This window comes from Variovorax sp. J22P240 (assembly GCF_030316855.1).
In the GTDB taxonomy this organism is placed as follows: domain Bacteria; phylum Pseudomonadota; class Gammaproteobacteria; order Burkholderiales; family Burkholderiaceae_C; genus Variovorax.
Genome location: NZ_JASZYR010000004.1, coordinates 92,154 through 106,570, shown reverse-complemented (window position 1 = coordinate 106,570; position 14,417 = coordinate 92,154). Strand labels below are relative to the sequence as shown.

General features: G+C 66.6%; 9 protein-coding genes. 6 read left to right on the top strand and 3 right to left on the bottom strand.

Annotated elements, in window-relative coordinates; genetic code table 11:
- The first annotated feature begins 13 nt into the window (after positions 1–13).
- The 6 genes from QTI24_RS13045 (at position 14) to QTI24_RS13020 (ending at position 6,221) form a co-directional block, all read left to right on the top strand.
- Entirely contained in the window at positions 14–763 is a 750-nt protein-coding gene (locus tag QTI24_RS13045; protein WP_286600938.1) for an electron transfer flavoprotein subunit beta/FixA family protein, read from the top strand.
- A 2-nt stretch (positions 764–765) separates the two neighbouring features.
- Positions 766–1,701 carry an electron transfer flavoprotein subunit alpha/FixB family protein gene (locus QTI24_RS13040; protein WP_286600937.1) on the top strand — a complete coding sequence of 312 codons (936 nt, stop codon included), beginning with the start codon at positions 766–768 and terminating at the stop codon, positions 1,699–1,701.
- 24 nt (positions 1,702–1,725) lie between these two features.
- Positions 1,726–2,697 carry an NAD(P)H-dependent flavin oxidoreductase gene (locus tag QTI24_RS13035; protein WP_286600936.1) on the top strand — a complete coding sequence of 324 codons (972 nt, stop codon included), beginning with the start codon at positions 1,726–1,728 and terminating at the stop codon, positions 2,695–2,697.
- A gap of 92 nt (positions 2,698–2,789) precedes the next feature.
- Complete coding sequence (locus QTI24_RS13030) at positions 2,790–3,350, top strand: TRAP transporter small permease (RefSeq protein WP_286600934.1); 561 nt, start codon at positions 2,790–2,792, stop codon at positions 3,348–3,350.
- Positions 3,347–4,645, top strand: a complete 1,299-nt coding sequence (locus QTI24_RS13025) for a TRAP transporter large permease (protein WP_286600933.1) — start codon at positions 3,347–3,349, stop codon at positions 4,643–4,645. Before QTI24_RS13030 ends, QTI24_RS13025 begins: the two co-directional genes overlap by 4 nt.
- 541 nt (positions 4,646–5,186) lie before the next feature.
- On the top strand, positions 5,187–6,221 hold the full coding sequence (locus tag QTI24_RS13020) for a DctP family TRAP transporter solute-binding subunit (RefSeq protein ID WP_286600931.1): 1,035 nt from the start codon (positions 5,187–5,189) through the stop codon (positions 6,219–6,221).
- Between the two features lie 59 nt (positions 6,222–6,280).
- Here QTI24_RS13020 and QTI24_RS13015 read toward each other — a convergent pair whose 3' ends face one another.
- The 3 genes from QTI24_RS13015 to uvrA form a co-directional block, all read right to left on the bottom strand.
- Complete coding sequence (locus QTI24_RS13015; protein ID WP_286600929.1) at positions 6,281–7,237, bottom strand: Bug family tripartite tricarboxylate transporter substrate binding protein; 957 nt, start codon at positions 7,235–7,237, stop codon at positions 6,281–6,283.
- A 114-nt stretch (positions 7,238–7,351) separates the two neighbouring features.
- Positions 7,352–8,398 carry a histone deacetylase family protein gene (locus QTI24_RS13010; protein WP_286600928.1) on the bottom strand — a complete coding sequence of 349 codons (1,047 nt, stop codon included), beginning with the start codon at positions 8,396–8,398 and terminating at the stop codon, positions 7,352–7,354.
- Positions 8,398–14,214 (bottom strand): excinuclease ABC subunit UvrA, encoded by a 5,817-nt coding sequence (gene uvrA, locus QTI24_RS13005; protein ID WP_286600926.1) that lies wholly within the window; start codon positions 14,212–14,214, stop codon positions 8,398–8,400. The genes QTI24_RS13010 and uvrA overlap by 1 nt, the downstream gene beginning before the upstream one ends.
- Positions 14,215–14,417 lie beyond the last annotated feature (203 nt).

Genomic DNA, 14,417 nt, shown 5'->3' with positions numbered 1-14,417 from the left:
AGGAGCTAGACACATGAAGATCCTGGTCCCCGTCAAACGGGTCGTCGACTACAACGTCAAGGTGCGCGTCAAGTCCGACGGCACCGGTGTGGACATCGCCAACGTCAAGATGAGCATGAACCCCTTCGACGAGATCGCCGTCGAAGAGGCAGTGCGCTTGAAGGAGAAGGGCGTCGCCACGGAAATCATCGCCGTGTCCTGCGGCGATGCGAAGTGCCAGGAGACCCTGCGCACGGCCATGGCCATCGGTGCCGATCGCGGCATCCTGGTGGAGACCACCGAAGAGCTGCAACCCCTGGCTGTTGCCAAGCTGCTCAAGGCGCTGGTCGACAAGGAACAGCCCCAACTCGTGATCCTCGGCAAGCAAGCCATCGACGACGACGCCAACCAGACCGGCCAGATGCTGGCGGCACTGGCGGACTTGCCGCAAGCCACCTTCGCCTCCAAGGTCGAAGTGGCCGGCGACAAGGTCAATGTCACCCGCGAAGTCGACGGCGGCCTGGAAACCATCTCCTTGTCGCTGCCCGCAGTCATCACCACCGACCTGCGCCTGAACGAGCCGCGCTACGTGACCTTGCCCAACATCATGAAGGCCAAGAAGAAGCAACTCGACACCTTCAAGCCCGAAGACCTCGGGGTGGACGTCACGCCGCGCCTGAAGACCCTGAAGGTCTCCGAGCCGCCCAAGCGTGGCGCCGGCATCAAGGTGCCCGACGTGGCCACCCTGGTGGACAAGCTGAAGAACGAAGCCAAGGTGATCTGATCATGACCGTACTTGTTATTGCCGAACACGACCACGCCACGCTCAAGCCGGCGACCCTGAATACCGTGACCGCGGGCATCGCTTGCGCGAGCGGCGATGTCCACGTGCTGGTGGCCGGCGCCAATGCCGCCGAAGCCGGCAAGGCTGCCGCCCAGGTGGCAGGCGTTGCCAAGGTGATCGTGGCCGACAGCCCGAGCCTGGCGGAGAACCTCGCCGAGAACGTTGCAGCTCAGGTTCTCGCGATCGCCAAGAACTACAGCCACATCCTGTTCCCGGCCACGGCCAACGGCAAGAACGTGGCGCCTCGCGTGGCTGCCAAGCTCGATGTCGCGCAGATCAGCGACATCACCAAGGTGGACAGCCCCGACACCTTCGAGCGCCCCATCTATGCGGGCAATGCGATTGCCATCGTCCAGAGCAGCGACCCGATCAAGGTCGCGACGGTGCGCACCACGGGCTTCGATGCGGCCGCAGCCACGGGCGGCAGCGCAGCGGTGGAAACCGTGGACGGCGTGGCCGACAGCGGCAAGAGCAGCTTCGTGGGCCGTGAAGTCACCAAGAGCGAACGCCCCGAACTGACGGCCGCCAAGATCATTGTCTCGGGCGGCCGGGCGCTCGGTAGCGCGGAGAAGTTCACCGAAGTGATGGCGCCCCTCGCGGACAAGCTCAACGCAGGCCTCGGTGCGAGCCGCGCGGCAGTGGACGCAGGCTACGCCCCGAACGACTGGCAAGTCGGACAGACGGGCAAGATCGTCGCGCCGCAGCTCTACATCGCAGCCGGCATCTCGGGCGCGATCCAGCATCTGGCGGGCATGAAGGACTCCAAGGTGATCGTGGCGATCAACAAGGACGAAGAAGCACCGATCTTCAGCGTGGCCGACTACGGCCTTGTGGCTGACCTGTTCACGGCCGTGCCGGACCTGGTCAAGGCTCTCTAAGCCCTCTGAGAAGAAAGCAGCACCATGAAGACCCGCGTCACCGAACTGCTCGGCATCCGCTATCCAATCATCCAGGGCGGCATGCAATGGGTCGGGCTGGCGGAACTGGCCTCGGCGGTTTCCAACGCCGGAGGCCTCGGCATCCTGACCGCCCTCACGCAGCAGACGCCCGATGCGCTGCGGCGCGAGATCGAACGCACGCGCGCCATGACCGATCGCCCCTTCGGCGTGAACCTCACGATCCTGCCCGCGCTGAAGCCGCCTCCGTATGCCGAGTACGTGCAGGCCATCATCGACAGCGGCATCAAGATCGTCGAGACGGCCGGCAACAGCCCGCGCGACTTCATCGACCAGTTCAAGGCGCATGGGATCAAGGTCGTGCACAAGTGCACCTCCGTGCGCCATGCGCTGTCGGCGGAGCGCAATGGCGTCGATGCGGTCTCGGTCGACGGCTTCGAATGCGCGGGGCATCCGGGCGAGGATGACGTGCCCGGACTGGTGCTGCTGCCGATCGCGGCGCGCGCGCTCAGGATCCCGATCATCGCCTCGGGCGGCATCGCCGACGGGCGCGGCATGGCGGCTGCGCTGGCGCTGGGCGCGGAGGGGGTCAACATGGGCACGCGCTTCTGCGTGACGCAGGAGGCGCCCATCCACTACAACATCAAGCAGGCGCTGGTCGCGGCCTCCGAGCGCGACACCAAGCTGATGTTCCGCACCATGAAGAACACGGCGCGCGTGTTCCGCAACGCGATCTCCGAGGAAGTGGTCGCGACCGAGAACCGGCCCGGCGGCTGCCAGTTCGACGACATCCGCCCCCTGGTCGTCGGCGTGCGCGGGCGCGCAGCGCTGGAGTCCGGCGAGGTCAACGGAGGCGTGGTCTCGGCGGGCCAGTGCATCGGTCTCATCGACGACGTGCCGACTTGCGCCGAGCTGCTCGACCGCATGGTCCGGGAGTGCCGCGAGCACCTGGACCGTTCCCGCGCCTACTTCGATTGACCGGGTCTCAACAGGGCGGCAGCTAAGGAAACCCCCGATGAGGGAAGGGGTCATTGATCGTTACGATTCATAGCTGCTTCCCTCCTCTCCCGATGACCACTCCCACCGAGTCCGGCCCCGTGCTGGACGCCGCCAGCCCCCTCCCCCCTGAAATCGAAGCCGCCGACGAACCGACGCGCGTTCCCCTCGCGATCGAGGACTGGGCCACGGTGACCATCATGGGCCTCCTGGCCTGCATCACTTTTGCGAATGTGCTGGTGCGCTACTTCACCGACTCCTCCTTCGCGTGGACCGAGGAGTTCTCCGTGTTCCTGATGATCCTGCTGGCGCTGGTGGCCGGCTCCGCCGCCGTCGCTCGCGACCGGCATATCCGCATCGAGTACTTCGCCGAAAGCGGCACCATGGCGCGGCGCAAGCGGCTCGCGCAGTTCGGCGCCCTGATGGTGGCGGTACTGTTCCTGCTGATCGGCGCGCTGAGCGTGCGCGTGGTCTGGGACGACTACCGTTTCGAGGAAACCTCGCCCGGCATCGGCGTCCCGCAGTGGTGGTATTCGATCTGGCTGCCCATCGTGTCCTTCGCGATCGCACTGCGGGCCATCGGCCTCTTCGTGCGCCGCGGCCGCAAGACGAACTATGGGGGCCCGGACCAGTGATCCCCACGCTTCTTTTCGTCGCCTTCCTGCTGATGATGCTGGTGGGCGTGCCGATCGGTGCGGCGCTCGGCCTCGCCGGTGCGGCCTGCATCGCGCTCGCCAATAGCGACGCGCAGTGGTTCGGCCTGCTGGCCGTGCCGCAGAACTTCTATGCCGGCCTCGGCAAGTACCCCCTGCTCGCGATCCCGATGTTCGTGCTGGTCGGCTCGATCTTCGACCGCTCGGGCGTGGCGCTGCGGTTGGTCAACTTCGCGATCGCGATCGTCGGGCGCGGGCCCGGCATGCTGCCGCTGGTGGCAATCGTGGTCGCGATGTTCCTCGGCGGCATCTCTGGCTCGGGCCCGGCCAATGCGGCTGCGGTCGGCGCGGTGATGATCACGGCCATGTCGCGCGCAGGCTACCCCGACGCGTACTCGGCCAGCGTGGTGGGCGCAGCCGCAGCCACCGACATCCTGATTCCGCCTTCGGTCGCGTTCATCGTCTACTCGGTGCTGGTGCCAGGCGCTTCGGTGCCGGCACTGTTCGCGGCGGGCATGATCCCCGGCATCCTGGCTGGCGTCGCGCTGATCATTCCGGCCGTGTGGCTGGCGCGCAAGCACAAGATGGGCGCGCTCGAATCCAGCCTGCCGCGGCCGCCGTTCTGGAAGAGTTTCCGTGATGCAATCTGGGGCCTGGCGGCTCCGGTGCTGATCCTCGGCGGCATGCGCGCCGGGCTGTTCACGCCGACCGAGGCGGCGGTGGTGGCGGTGTTCTACGGGCTGTTCGTGGGCATGGCGATCCACCGCACGATCAAGGTGAAGGATCTGTTCGTGATCCTGCGCGAATCGGGTGAACTGTCGGCCGTGATCCTGCTGGTGGTGTCGCTCGCGGGCATCTTCGCGTACTCGCTCTCGACGCTGGGCGTGATCGATCCGGTCACCCGCGCGATCGTGAATTCCGGGCTCGGAGAATACGGCGTGCTGTCGCTGCTGATCCTGATGTTGATCACCGTCGGCATGTTCCTGGATGGCGTGTCGATCTTCCTGATCTTCGTGCCGCTGCTGTGGCCGATCGTGCAGTACTACAAGTGGGACCCGGTTTGGTTCGGCGTGATCCTCACGCTCAAGGTCGCGCTCGGCCAGTTCACGCCGCCGCTGGCCGTGAACCTCATGGTGTCGTGCCGCATCGCCAACGTGCGCATGGAAGAGACCGTGCGCTGGGTGGGCTGGATGCTGTTCGCGATGTTCCTCGTGATGGTGGCGGTGATCGCCTGGCCAGAATTGGCGTTGTGGTTGCCGCGGAAGCTGGGGTACTAGGGATGAGACACGTGTGCGTTGGGCGATGGCGGGCAGTGTGCCCTGTGCCGGCCGACGTCACCGGCCGCTTCGCGGCTTCCCTGCGCTGCTCACGACAGGCGGGGTCTGCGCAAACTCGCTTCGCTCAGACACGCGCGGCCCTGATCCGCCTGTCGCTGCGCTGCTCGGCGGTGCCTCAACGGCCGGCACAGGGCACACTGCCCACCATCGCTGAACCGTTGGGGGTGAACTGTCCGCCTCCACGCTCGTTGTTGTGCGCAGCCGCGCAACGCTCGAGACGCGCGCATCCGTCGCACAACCACGAAGCCCGGTATGCGGTGCGGGCTGTGCAACCCCTCTGCGCCGCCGAAGCGCGCAGCTTCAGGCGGAAAAAGGGCCGCGCGTGTCTGAGCGAAGCGAGTTTGCGCGGACCCCGCCTGAAGCGAGCACTGCAGGGCAGCCCGAAGGGCCGGCGTAGCGGGGTTGCACAGCCCGCACCGCATACCGGGCGGACACCCCAGCACCAAAAGCCTTTCAACGATTAACCCAAGGAGACTGACCCATGAAATTCCGTCGTTCCCTGCTCGGCCTCCTGGCCGTGGCTGCCGCGCTAAGCACCTTCTCGGTCGCCGCACCTGCGCAAAACTACAAGGCCGAATACAAGATGTCCCTGGTGCTCGGCCCGCCGACGCCATGGGGCGAAGCCGGCCGCATCTGGGCCGACCTCGTGAAGGAGCGCACGCAAGGCCGCATCAACATCAAGTTGTACCCCGGTGTCTCGCTGATCCAGGGCGACCAGACCCGCGAATTCAGCGCACTGCGCCAGGGCGTGATCGACATGGCCGTGGGCTCGACCATCAACTGGTCGCCGCAGGTCAAGCAGCTCAACCTCTTCTCGATGCCCTTCCTGATGCCCGACTACACGGCTGTGGATGCGCTCACACAAGGCGAGGTAGGCAAGGAGATCTTCGCGACGCTCGACAAGTCGGGCGTCGTGCCGCTGGCCTGGGGTGAGAACGGCTTCCGCGAACTCACCAACTCGAAGAAGGCGATCAAGTCGCCCGACGACCTCAAAGGCGCGAAGATCCGCGTGGTCGGCTCGCCCATCTTCTCCGACACCTTCAGCACGCTGGGCGCCAACCCGACGCAAATGAGCTGGGCCGACGCGCAGCCCGCGCTCGCCAGTGGCGCGGTCGACGGTCAGGAGAATCCGCTCTTCCTCTTCACCGTGCTCAAGATGCACACCGTCGGCCAGAAGTTCGTGACCACCTGGGGCTATGTGTGCGACCCGCTGGTGTTCGTGGTCAACAAGGAAATCTGGGCCTCGTGGACGCCGGCCGACCAGGCCATCGTTCGCCAAGCCGCGATCGATGCCGGCAAGCAGAACATCGCACTGGCCCGCAAGGGCCTGGTCGAAGCCGACAAGCCGGTGCTCAAGGACATTGCGGCGATGGGCGTGACCGTCACGCAACTGACGCCGGCGGAACGCGATGCCTTCGTCAAGGCCACGCGGCCCGTGTATGCCAAGTGGAAGCCGACGGTCGGCAACGACCTGGTGGCGAAGGCCGAGCAGGCCATCGCAGCGCGCAAGAAGTAAAAGCGCACGCGCCAGAAAAAAGCCCCGCGATGCGGGGCTTTTTCATTTTGCAGCTACGTTCATTGCGGCTTGGCCAGCCCCAATTTCTCGATCAGCGCCTTCTCGCGATTGAAGGTCGTCTGCGCGAACTTCGTGTAGTCGGCGGAGCTCATGTAGATCGGCAGCATGTCGTAGCGGCCCAGCGCGGCGACGTAGCTCGGCTCTTCCATTGCCTGCTTGAAGGCGTCGTGCAGCTTCCTCACCACCTCCGGCGGCGTGCCCTTGGGCGCGCCGATGCCGAAAGGCGAGTTCTGCACGATGTCGATGCCCAGTTCCTTGAGCGTCGGCGCATCGGGGAATTTCGCGAGCCGCTTCTCGCCCCAGGTGTTGAGCACGCGCAGCTTGCCCGACTCCACCAGCGGCGCGAAGCCAGTCGAATCGGCGATGGCCATCAGATGGTTGCCGAGCACGGCCTGCGAGAGGTCGGCGCTACCTTTGTAGGGAACATGCTGCAGTTGAATGCCGAGTTGCTGCGCGATGAGTTCGGTCGTCAGGTGCGGACTTGTCAGGTTGCCGGTCGAGCCGTAGGTCAGCTTGCCTGGATTTGCCTTGGCATAGGCGACGAAATCCTTCCAGGTCTTGAAGGGACTGTCGGCCGGCACCGCGATGCCGAAGGCGTAGCCGGTGACGTTGATCACGTAGCTGATGTCCTTGACCGGGTCCCAGTTGATCTTGGTGGTGTACGGCAGGCGAAACACGCCGAGCGGGATCTGGCCGATCGTGTAGCCGTCGGGTGCCGCAGTCTGCAGCGCTTGCGCGGGCAGGGTGCCGCCGGCGCCGGGCTTGTTGTCCACCACGATCGGCTGGCCGAGGATCTTCGATGCGTTGTCCGCCAGTTGCCGCATCGTGATGTCGGTGGGTCCGCCGGCGGGAAAGGCGATCACGAGTTTGATCGGACGGGTCGGGAAACTCTGGGCGTGCACGGCGGTGGCGGCCACGCCCAAAAGGGCGGCACACAAAAGGGAACGACGAAACATGATGCGGACTCCGGAAAACGCGTCGAAATCGACGGGCCGCCATTTGGCCGCAGGGACATTCCGCAGGCAATGGGGGAATGTCCCGGTCGAGTCAGCCGCACGCAGCGGGGACGCTCAGCCCGCGTGCTGCATGAATCCGTCGAGCACGTTGACCGCGTTGACGCCGACCTCCGCCACCGCATAGCCGCCCTCGAAGACGAACACGGTCGGCAGCCCGGCACGCGCGATGTCCTCTCCGATGCGCAGGTAGTCGGTGGTGGCGAGCGTGAAGCCGGCGATCGGGTCGCCCTCGAAGGTATCGAGGCCCAGCGACACGACCAGCGCACCGGGCTTGCAGCCGGCTATGCCAGTCAACGCATCTTTCAGCGCTTCTCTCCATGCTGCGAAGCCAGTGCCACGCGCCAGCGGCAGGTTTCGATTGAAGCCCAGGCCTGCACCCGCGCCACGCTCGTCGGCGTATCCCAGGTAGTAGGGGTATTCGGTGTGCGGATCCCCGTGAATGCTGGTGAACTGCACGTCGGCGCGCTCGTAGAAGATGGCCTGCGTGCCGTTGCCGTGGTGGTAGTCGATGTCGAGCACGGCGACGCGCTTCACGCCACTATTTCGCAACGACTGTGCAGCAATGGCCGCGTTGTTGAGGAAGCAGTAGCCACCGAAGAAGTCCGAGCCGGCATGGTGCCCCGGTGGCCGCGTGAGCGCGAACGCCGCACGCTCCCCTTGCCGCACGCGAGCCGCGGCAGTCAATGCGCAACAGGCACCCGCGCGCGCAGCATCCCAGGTGCCCGATGTCAGCGGCGTGCCCGCGTCGTACGAGAACAAGCCCATGCGCGCGGCGAAGCTGGCTGGCAACACGTCGGAACGGAAGGTGCGGATCGGCCAGTACGACGGCAGCGCATCCCGCCCGGCGTTGGCCGGGTCGAGCGCCACCCACTCGGTCCAGGCGTTGGCGAGAAAGTCGAGATAGCGCGGCGCGTGAACGCGGGCAATGGCGGCATCGTCGAACACATCCGCTGACTCGATCGGGCCGAGGTTGCGCTCCTGCAACTCCCGCAGCACATAGTCGGCGCGCGCCGGGACCTCGAAGCACGGCACGAGCTCGCCCCGGAACATCTCCACCTTGCCGTGGTGGAGGCTGTGGAGTTCGTTGTAGATCGTGCGCATCACGCCTCGCGCCGAACCGGCGTCGACTGCGCTTCCTGTACCGGCAAGGTCAGCACCACATGCTTCTCGCGCGACCGCGCCAGCACCGGCGCCAATGCAACCCCGGTGTGCGTGCCCAGCCGTACGACTTCTTCGGGCGGCGCTGCTGCCACCACGCGCCCACCGGCGTTGCCGCCTTCGGGTCCGAGGTCGATCAGCCAGTCGGCTTCGGCGATCACATCCAGGTCATGCTCGATCACGACCACGCTGTGCCCGCCGTTCACCAACCGGTGCAGCACATGGATCAGCTTCTCGACGTCCGCCATGTGCAGCCCCACCGTCGGCTCGTCGAGCACGTAGAGCGTGTGCGGCGCCTTGTTGCCGCGCCGCGTGACGTCGTCGCGCACCTTACTGAGTTCAGTCACCAGCTTGATGCGCTGCGCCTCGCCGCCCGACAAGGTCGGCGAAGGCTGGCCCAGCGTCAGATAGCCCAGTCCCACGTCCTTGAGCAACTGCAGCGGATGGCTGATGTTGGGCATCGACGCGAAGAACTCCACCGCCTCGTCGACCTCCATCTGCAGCACGTCGCCGATGCTCTTGCCGCGCCAGCTCACGGCCAGCGTCTCGGGGTTGAAGCGGGCGCCATGGCACACCTCGCACGGCACCTTCACGTCGGGCAGGAAACTCATCTCGATCGTGCGAACGCCCGCGCCATCGCAGCCCGGGCAGCGGCCTTCACCGGTGTTGAAGCTGAAGCGTGCCGGCCCGTAGCCGCGGGCCTTCGCTTCCAGCGTGTCGGCGAACAGCTTGCGGATCGTGTCCCAGAAGCCGATGTAGGTTGCCGGGCAGCTGCGCGGTGTCTTGCCGATCGGCGTCTGGTCGACCTCCAGCACGCGGTCGATGGTCTCGTAGCCTTCGACCGCGCTGCAGCCGACCCACTTCGGATGCTTGCCGGCCGCGTCGGCATCTCGACCGGCCTTGGTCATGCGCTGCACCACGACGGCGTAGACGTTCGCCAGCAGCACATCGCGCGCCAGCGTCGACTTGCCCGACCCGCTGACACCGGTGACCGCCACCAGACGATGCAGCGGCAACGACGCCGTCACGTCCTGCAGGTTGTGCAGGTCCGCACCGCGCACCGTGAGCCAATCGGGCGCGCCCGGCTCGGGCATCGGCACCGGCCGCCGCGCCTGCAGCGGATGCTTGATCGCATCGCGCAGATAGCGTCCCGTCTGCGAATCGCCTGCGCCCTGGATATCGGCCACCGTGCCTTCCGCCACCAGTCGCCCGCCGCGCTTGCCGGCGCTCGGGCCGATGTCGATGATGTGATCGGCGCGGCGGATCGTGTCCTCGTCGTGCTCCACCACCACCAGCGTGTTGCCCTTGTCGCCCAGCTTGTGGAGCGCGTCCAGCAGGATCTGGTTGTCGCGCGCATGCAGGCCGATGGTCGGCTCGTCGAGCACGTAGCAGACGCCTTGCAGGTTGCTGCCGAGCTGTGCCGCCAGGCGGATACGCTGCGCTTCGCCACCGCTCAAGGTCGGCGCGCCGCGGTCGAGCGTGAGGTAGCCCAGCCCGACCTCTTCGAGGAACTCCAGCCGGCTCTTGATTTCGGGCACCAGGTCGCGCGCGATCTCGGCCTCGCGGCCGGTCAGGTGAAGACCCTCGAACCACACCCGAATGTCGCCCACGCTCATGCGTGCCAGCTCGGTGATGCCGATGCCGCCGTTGCCGTCGGCATCGGATGTGCCGAAGCTCACCGCCCGCGCCGTCGCGTTGAGCCGCGTGCCTTCGCAGGTCGGGCACACCACATCTCCCACGTCTTCCGCCTCGGGCTCGGCGAATGTCTGCTCGCGCCCCTTCTGGTCGTCGGCCATGACCGAATCGTCATAGACCTTGCGCTGGTCCTTCGTGAGCTTGACGCCGGTGCCCACGCAGTCCGGGCACCAGCCGTGCTTGCTGTTGTACGAGAAAAGGCGCGGGTCGAGTTCCGCGTAGCTGGTGCTGCACACCGGACACGCGCGCAGCGTCGAGAACACGTGCGCGCGGCCGATCCCGGTGGTCGGCGCGCCGGCCATCATCGCTCCGCGCAAGCCTGTGAGGTCGCTCAACACATGCACCACGCCTTTGCCGTGTTCCAGCGCGCGCGTGAGCGCCTGGCGCAGTTCGGTCTCCTGCGAAGGCAGCACATCGAGGCTGGCCACCGGCAGCTCGATGCTGTGCTCCTTGAAGCGATCGATGCGCGGGAAGTTCGTGGTCGGCAGAAACTCGCCGTCCACCCGCAGGTGCGTATAGCCCCGGGGCCGCGCCCAGTCGGCCAGCTCGGTGTAGACGCCCTTGCGGTTGCTCACCAGCGGCGCGAGCAGGCCTATGTGCTGGCCCTTGAAGTTCTTCAGCAATTGCGCCGCGATGCTGTCGGGCGTCTGCGGCTGCACGGCCGCGCCGTCGTGAATGCAGTGCTGGATGCCGAGCTTGACGTAGAGCAGGCGCAGGAAGTGCCACACCTCGGTGGTCGTCCCCACGGTGCTCTTGCGGCCGCCGCGCGACAGGCGCTGCTCGATCGCGACGGTGGGCGGGATGCCGTACACCGCATCGACCTCGGGCCGGCCCGCTGGCTGCACGATGCTGCGCGCATACGCATTCAGCGATTCGAGATAGCGACGCTGCCCTTCGTTGAACAGGATGTCGAAAGCCAGCGTCGACTTGCCCGAACCGCTCACGCCCGTGACCACGCTGAACTTGCCGCGCGGAATGTCGACCGAGAGATTCTTGAGGTTGTGCTCGCGCGCGTTGACGATCTGGATCGCATCGCGGCCTGCCGCCGGTTGCGCGCGTGCCGCGTACGACCGCGCGGCGCGTTCCGCGACCTTGTAGGCGCCGGGGCCGATCGCCAGCTCGTAGTCGGCCAGCGCGGCACCGGTGAGCGACGCACGGTTCTCGCGCACCTGCTCCGGCGTACCCACCGCGACGATCTGACCACCGCCCTCGCCACCTTCCGGGCCCAGGTCGATCAGCCAGTCGCTGGCGCGGATCACGTCGAGGTTGTGTTCGATCACCACCAGCGAATGACCCGCTTCGAGCAACTTGCGCAGCGCGCGCATCAGCCGCGCGATGTCATCGAAGTGCAGGCCGGTGGTGGGCTCGTCGAACAGAAACAGCGTGCCCTTGCGCGCCAGCGGCTGCTTGCTGGCACTGCCGTTCTTGGCGGCCTCCGCGAGGAAGCCCGCGAGCTTGAGGCGCTGCGCCTCGCCGCCGCTGAGCGTGGGCACCGGCTGGCCGAGCTTCACGTAGTCGAGCCCGACGTCGACGATGGGCTGCAGCGTGCGCAGCACGTCACGGTCGGAGCCAAAGGCCGCTGCGGCCTCGGCCACGGTGAGATCGAGCACATCGGCCACGTTGACATTGCGTCCTGCGCGCTCGATCGTCACTTCGAGGATCTCGGGGCGATAGCGCTTGCCGTCGCAATCAGGGCAGCGCAAGTAGACATCGGAGAGGAACTGCATCTCGACGTGCTCGAAGCCCGAGCCGCCGCAGGTCGGGCAGCGTCCGTCGCCGCTGTTGAAGCTGAATTTCGACGCCGTGTAACCGCGCTGCCGCGAGAGCCCTGCCGTGGCGAAAATCTCGCGGATCGCATCCCATGCGCCCACATAGCTCGCGGGGTTGGATCGCGCGGTCTTGCCGATCGGCGACTGGTCGACGAAGACCACGTCGCTCAGGTGATCTGCGCCCAGCAGCCGATCGTGCGCGCCGGGCGTTTCGGTCGCCTTGCCGAAGTGCCGCATGAGCGCGGGCGCAAGCACGTCCTGCACCAGCGTCGACTTGCCCGAGCCGCTGACGCCGGTGATGCACACCAGCCGCGAGAGTGGCAGCTCGACCGTCACGTTCTGCAGGTTGTGCTCGCGCGCACCTTCGAGGATGAGGCGCGGCGTGTTGTCGGTGACCATGCGCCGGAAGCCCATGCCGATCTGTTTGCGGCCGCCGAGGTACTGGCCGGTCAGCGTTTCGGCATCGCGCAGCGCGTCGGTGCTGCCGTCGAACACGATCTGCCCGCCACGAATGCCGGGGCCGGGGCCCATGTCGATCACGCGGTCTGCGGCAAGCATCACGGCCGGATCGTGCTCCACCACCACCAGCGTGTTGCCTGCGTCACGCAGGCGCAACATCGCTTCGGTGATGCGGTTCATGTCGCGCGGATGCAGGCCGATGCTCGGCTCGTCGAGCACGAAGAGCGTATTGACCAGCGAGGTGCCCAGCGCCGTGGTGAGGTTGATGCGCTGCACCTCGCCGCCGCTGAGCGTGCGGCTCTGGCGATCGAGCGTGAGGTAGCCAATGCCGACGTCGTGCAGGTAGCGCAGGCGCGTCGTGATTTCCTCGAACAGCAGCTTGAGCGCCTGCACATCGCCTTCGCTCGCCGTGCTGCTGTTGCCGTGGCTCTCGATGCCGTCGAAGAATCGGCGCAGGCGCTCGATGGGCAGCAGCATCAGGTCGTGCAGGCACAGGCCGGGCAAGGCTTCGAGCTGCGCGCGCGACCACTTCGCTCCGGCCGGCATGAAGCGCTTCGCGGGCGCGAGCACCGCATCGGCGTCTTCCCTGCTGCCGATGCGCCACAGCAGGCTTTCGAGCTTGAGGCGCGCACCCGCGCAGACCGGGCACGGCGTGTAGCTGCGGTACTTCGACAGGAGCACGCGGATGTGCATCTTGTACGCCTTGCTCTCCAGGTAGGCGAAGAAGCGGCGCACGCCGTACCACTGCTTGTTCCAGTTGCCTTCCTTGTAGCTGGGCGTGCCCTCGATCACCCAATGCTTCTGCTCGTCGGTGAGCTTGTTCCACGGCGTGTCGCGCGGGATGCCCGCCGCTTCGGCGTGGCGCATGAGGTCGTCCTGCGCTTCCTTCCATGCGGGCGTCTGGATAGTCTTGATCGCGCCGGCGCGCAAGGTGAGCTTGTCGTTCGGGATCACGAGGCCCAGGTCGACACCGATCACGCGGCCGAAGCCGCGGCAGGTCTCGCAGGCGCCCACCGCCGAGTTGAACGAGAACATCGACGGAATCGGGTCCGTGTAGCGGATGTCGCTTTCCGGGCAATGCAGGCCGGTCGAGAACTTCCAGATGTCCGGCTCCGCACCCTCTTCCGCCGACAGCGCATAGACCGTCAGGCGCCCGCTGCCGCGCTTCAAGGCCACCTCGATCGCCTCGACCACGCGCACCCTCTCGGCACCGGCGATGCGGAAGCGGTCGGCCACCACGTCGAGCACCTTGCGCGGACCGGTCGGCGTCGCGACCTCGCGCTCGGCCTGCACGCGCGTGAAGCCGCTGGCGGACAGCCATTGCGTCACCTCGTCGGCGCTGGTGCTGGCGGGCAATTCGACCGGGAACGTGAGCACCACGCGTGGATCGCCCGCCGCGGCCGCGCGCGAGACGAGTTCGGCATAGATCGAATCCGGCGAGTCGTGCCGCACGGGCAGTGCCGTCTGGCGATCGAACAACTGCGCGGCGCGTGCGAAGAGCAGCTTCAGGTGGTCGTTGAGCTCCGTCATCGTGCCCACGGTCGAGCGCGACGAGCGCACCGGGTTCGTCTGGTCGATGGCAATCGCCGGCGGCACCCCTTCGACCTTGTCGACCGCCGGCTTGTCCATGCGATCGAGAAACTGGCGCGCGTAGGCCGAGAAGGTCTCGACGTAACGTCGCTGGCCTTCGGCGTAGAGCGTGTCGAACACCAGGCTCGACTTGCCCGAGCCGCTCGGGCCGGTGACCACCGTCATCTCGCCGGTGCGGATGTCGAGGTCGAGGTTCTGGAGGTTGTGCTGACGTGCACCGCGTATCCGGATGGAGCCCTGTGTCATGAATGCCTTGGGGGTGGGGCAGACATTCTAGAAACACGAGCGAAGCTTCGTGCAGGGCCTCGGATGGTCGGTCACCGTGCAGGGGTTTCTCCGATGCAGGACGCAGCTTCCATCATTTACACACGGACACACTTACCCCTGCGGTCCGGATGCTTCCATCGCAATGAGATGGGCGTCAAATACCGGCAGCGGGGCCCCCTCCT

Bases quoted from the DNA above. Each gene is read 5' to 3' on its own strand.
- QTI24_RS13015 (WP_286600929.1), bottom strand. From the start codon at position 7,237: ATGTTTCGTCGTTCCCTTTTGTGTGCCGCCCTTTTGGGCGTGGCCGCC.
- QTI24_RS13035 (WP_286600936.1), top strand. From the start codon at position 1,726: ATGAAGACCCGCGTCACCGAACTGCTCGGCATCCGCTATCCAATCATC.
- uvrA (WP_286600926.1), bottom strand. From the start codon at position 14,214: ATGACACAGGGCTCCATCCGGATACGCGGTGCACGTCAGCACAACCTC.
- QTI24_RS13040 (WP_286600937.1), top strand. From the start codon at position 766: ATGACCGTACTTGTTATTGCCGAACACGACCACGCCACGCTCAAGCCG.
- QTI24_RS13030 (WP_286600934.1), top strand. From the start codon at position 2,790: ATGACCACTCCCACCGAGTCCGGCCCCGTGCTGGACGCCGCCAGCCCC.
- QTI24_RS13020 (WP_286600931.1), top strand. From the start codon at position 5,187: ATGAAATTCCGTCGTTCCCTGCTCGGCCTCCTGGCCGTGGCTGCCGCG.
- QTI24_RS13010 (WP_286600928.1), bottom strand. From the start codon at position 8,398: ATGCGCACGATCTACAACGAACTCCACAGCCTCCACCACGGCAAGGTG.
- QTI24_RS13045 (WP_286600938.1), top strand. From the start codon at position 14: ATGAAGATCCTGGTCCCCGTCAAACGGGTCGTCGACTACAACGTCAAG.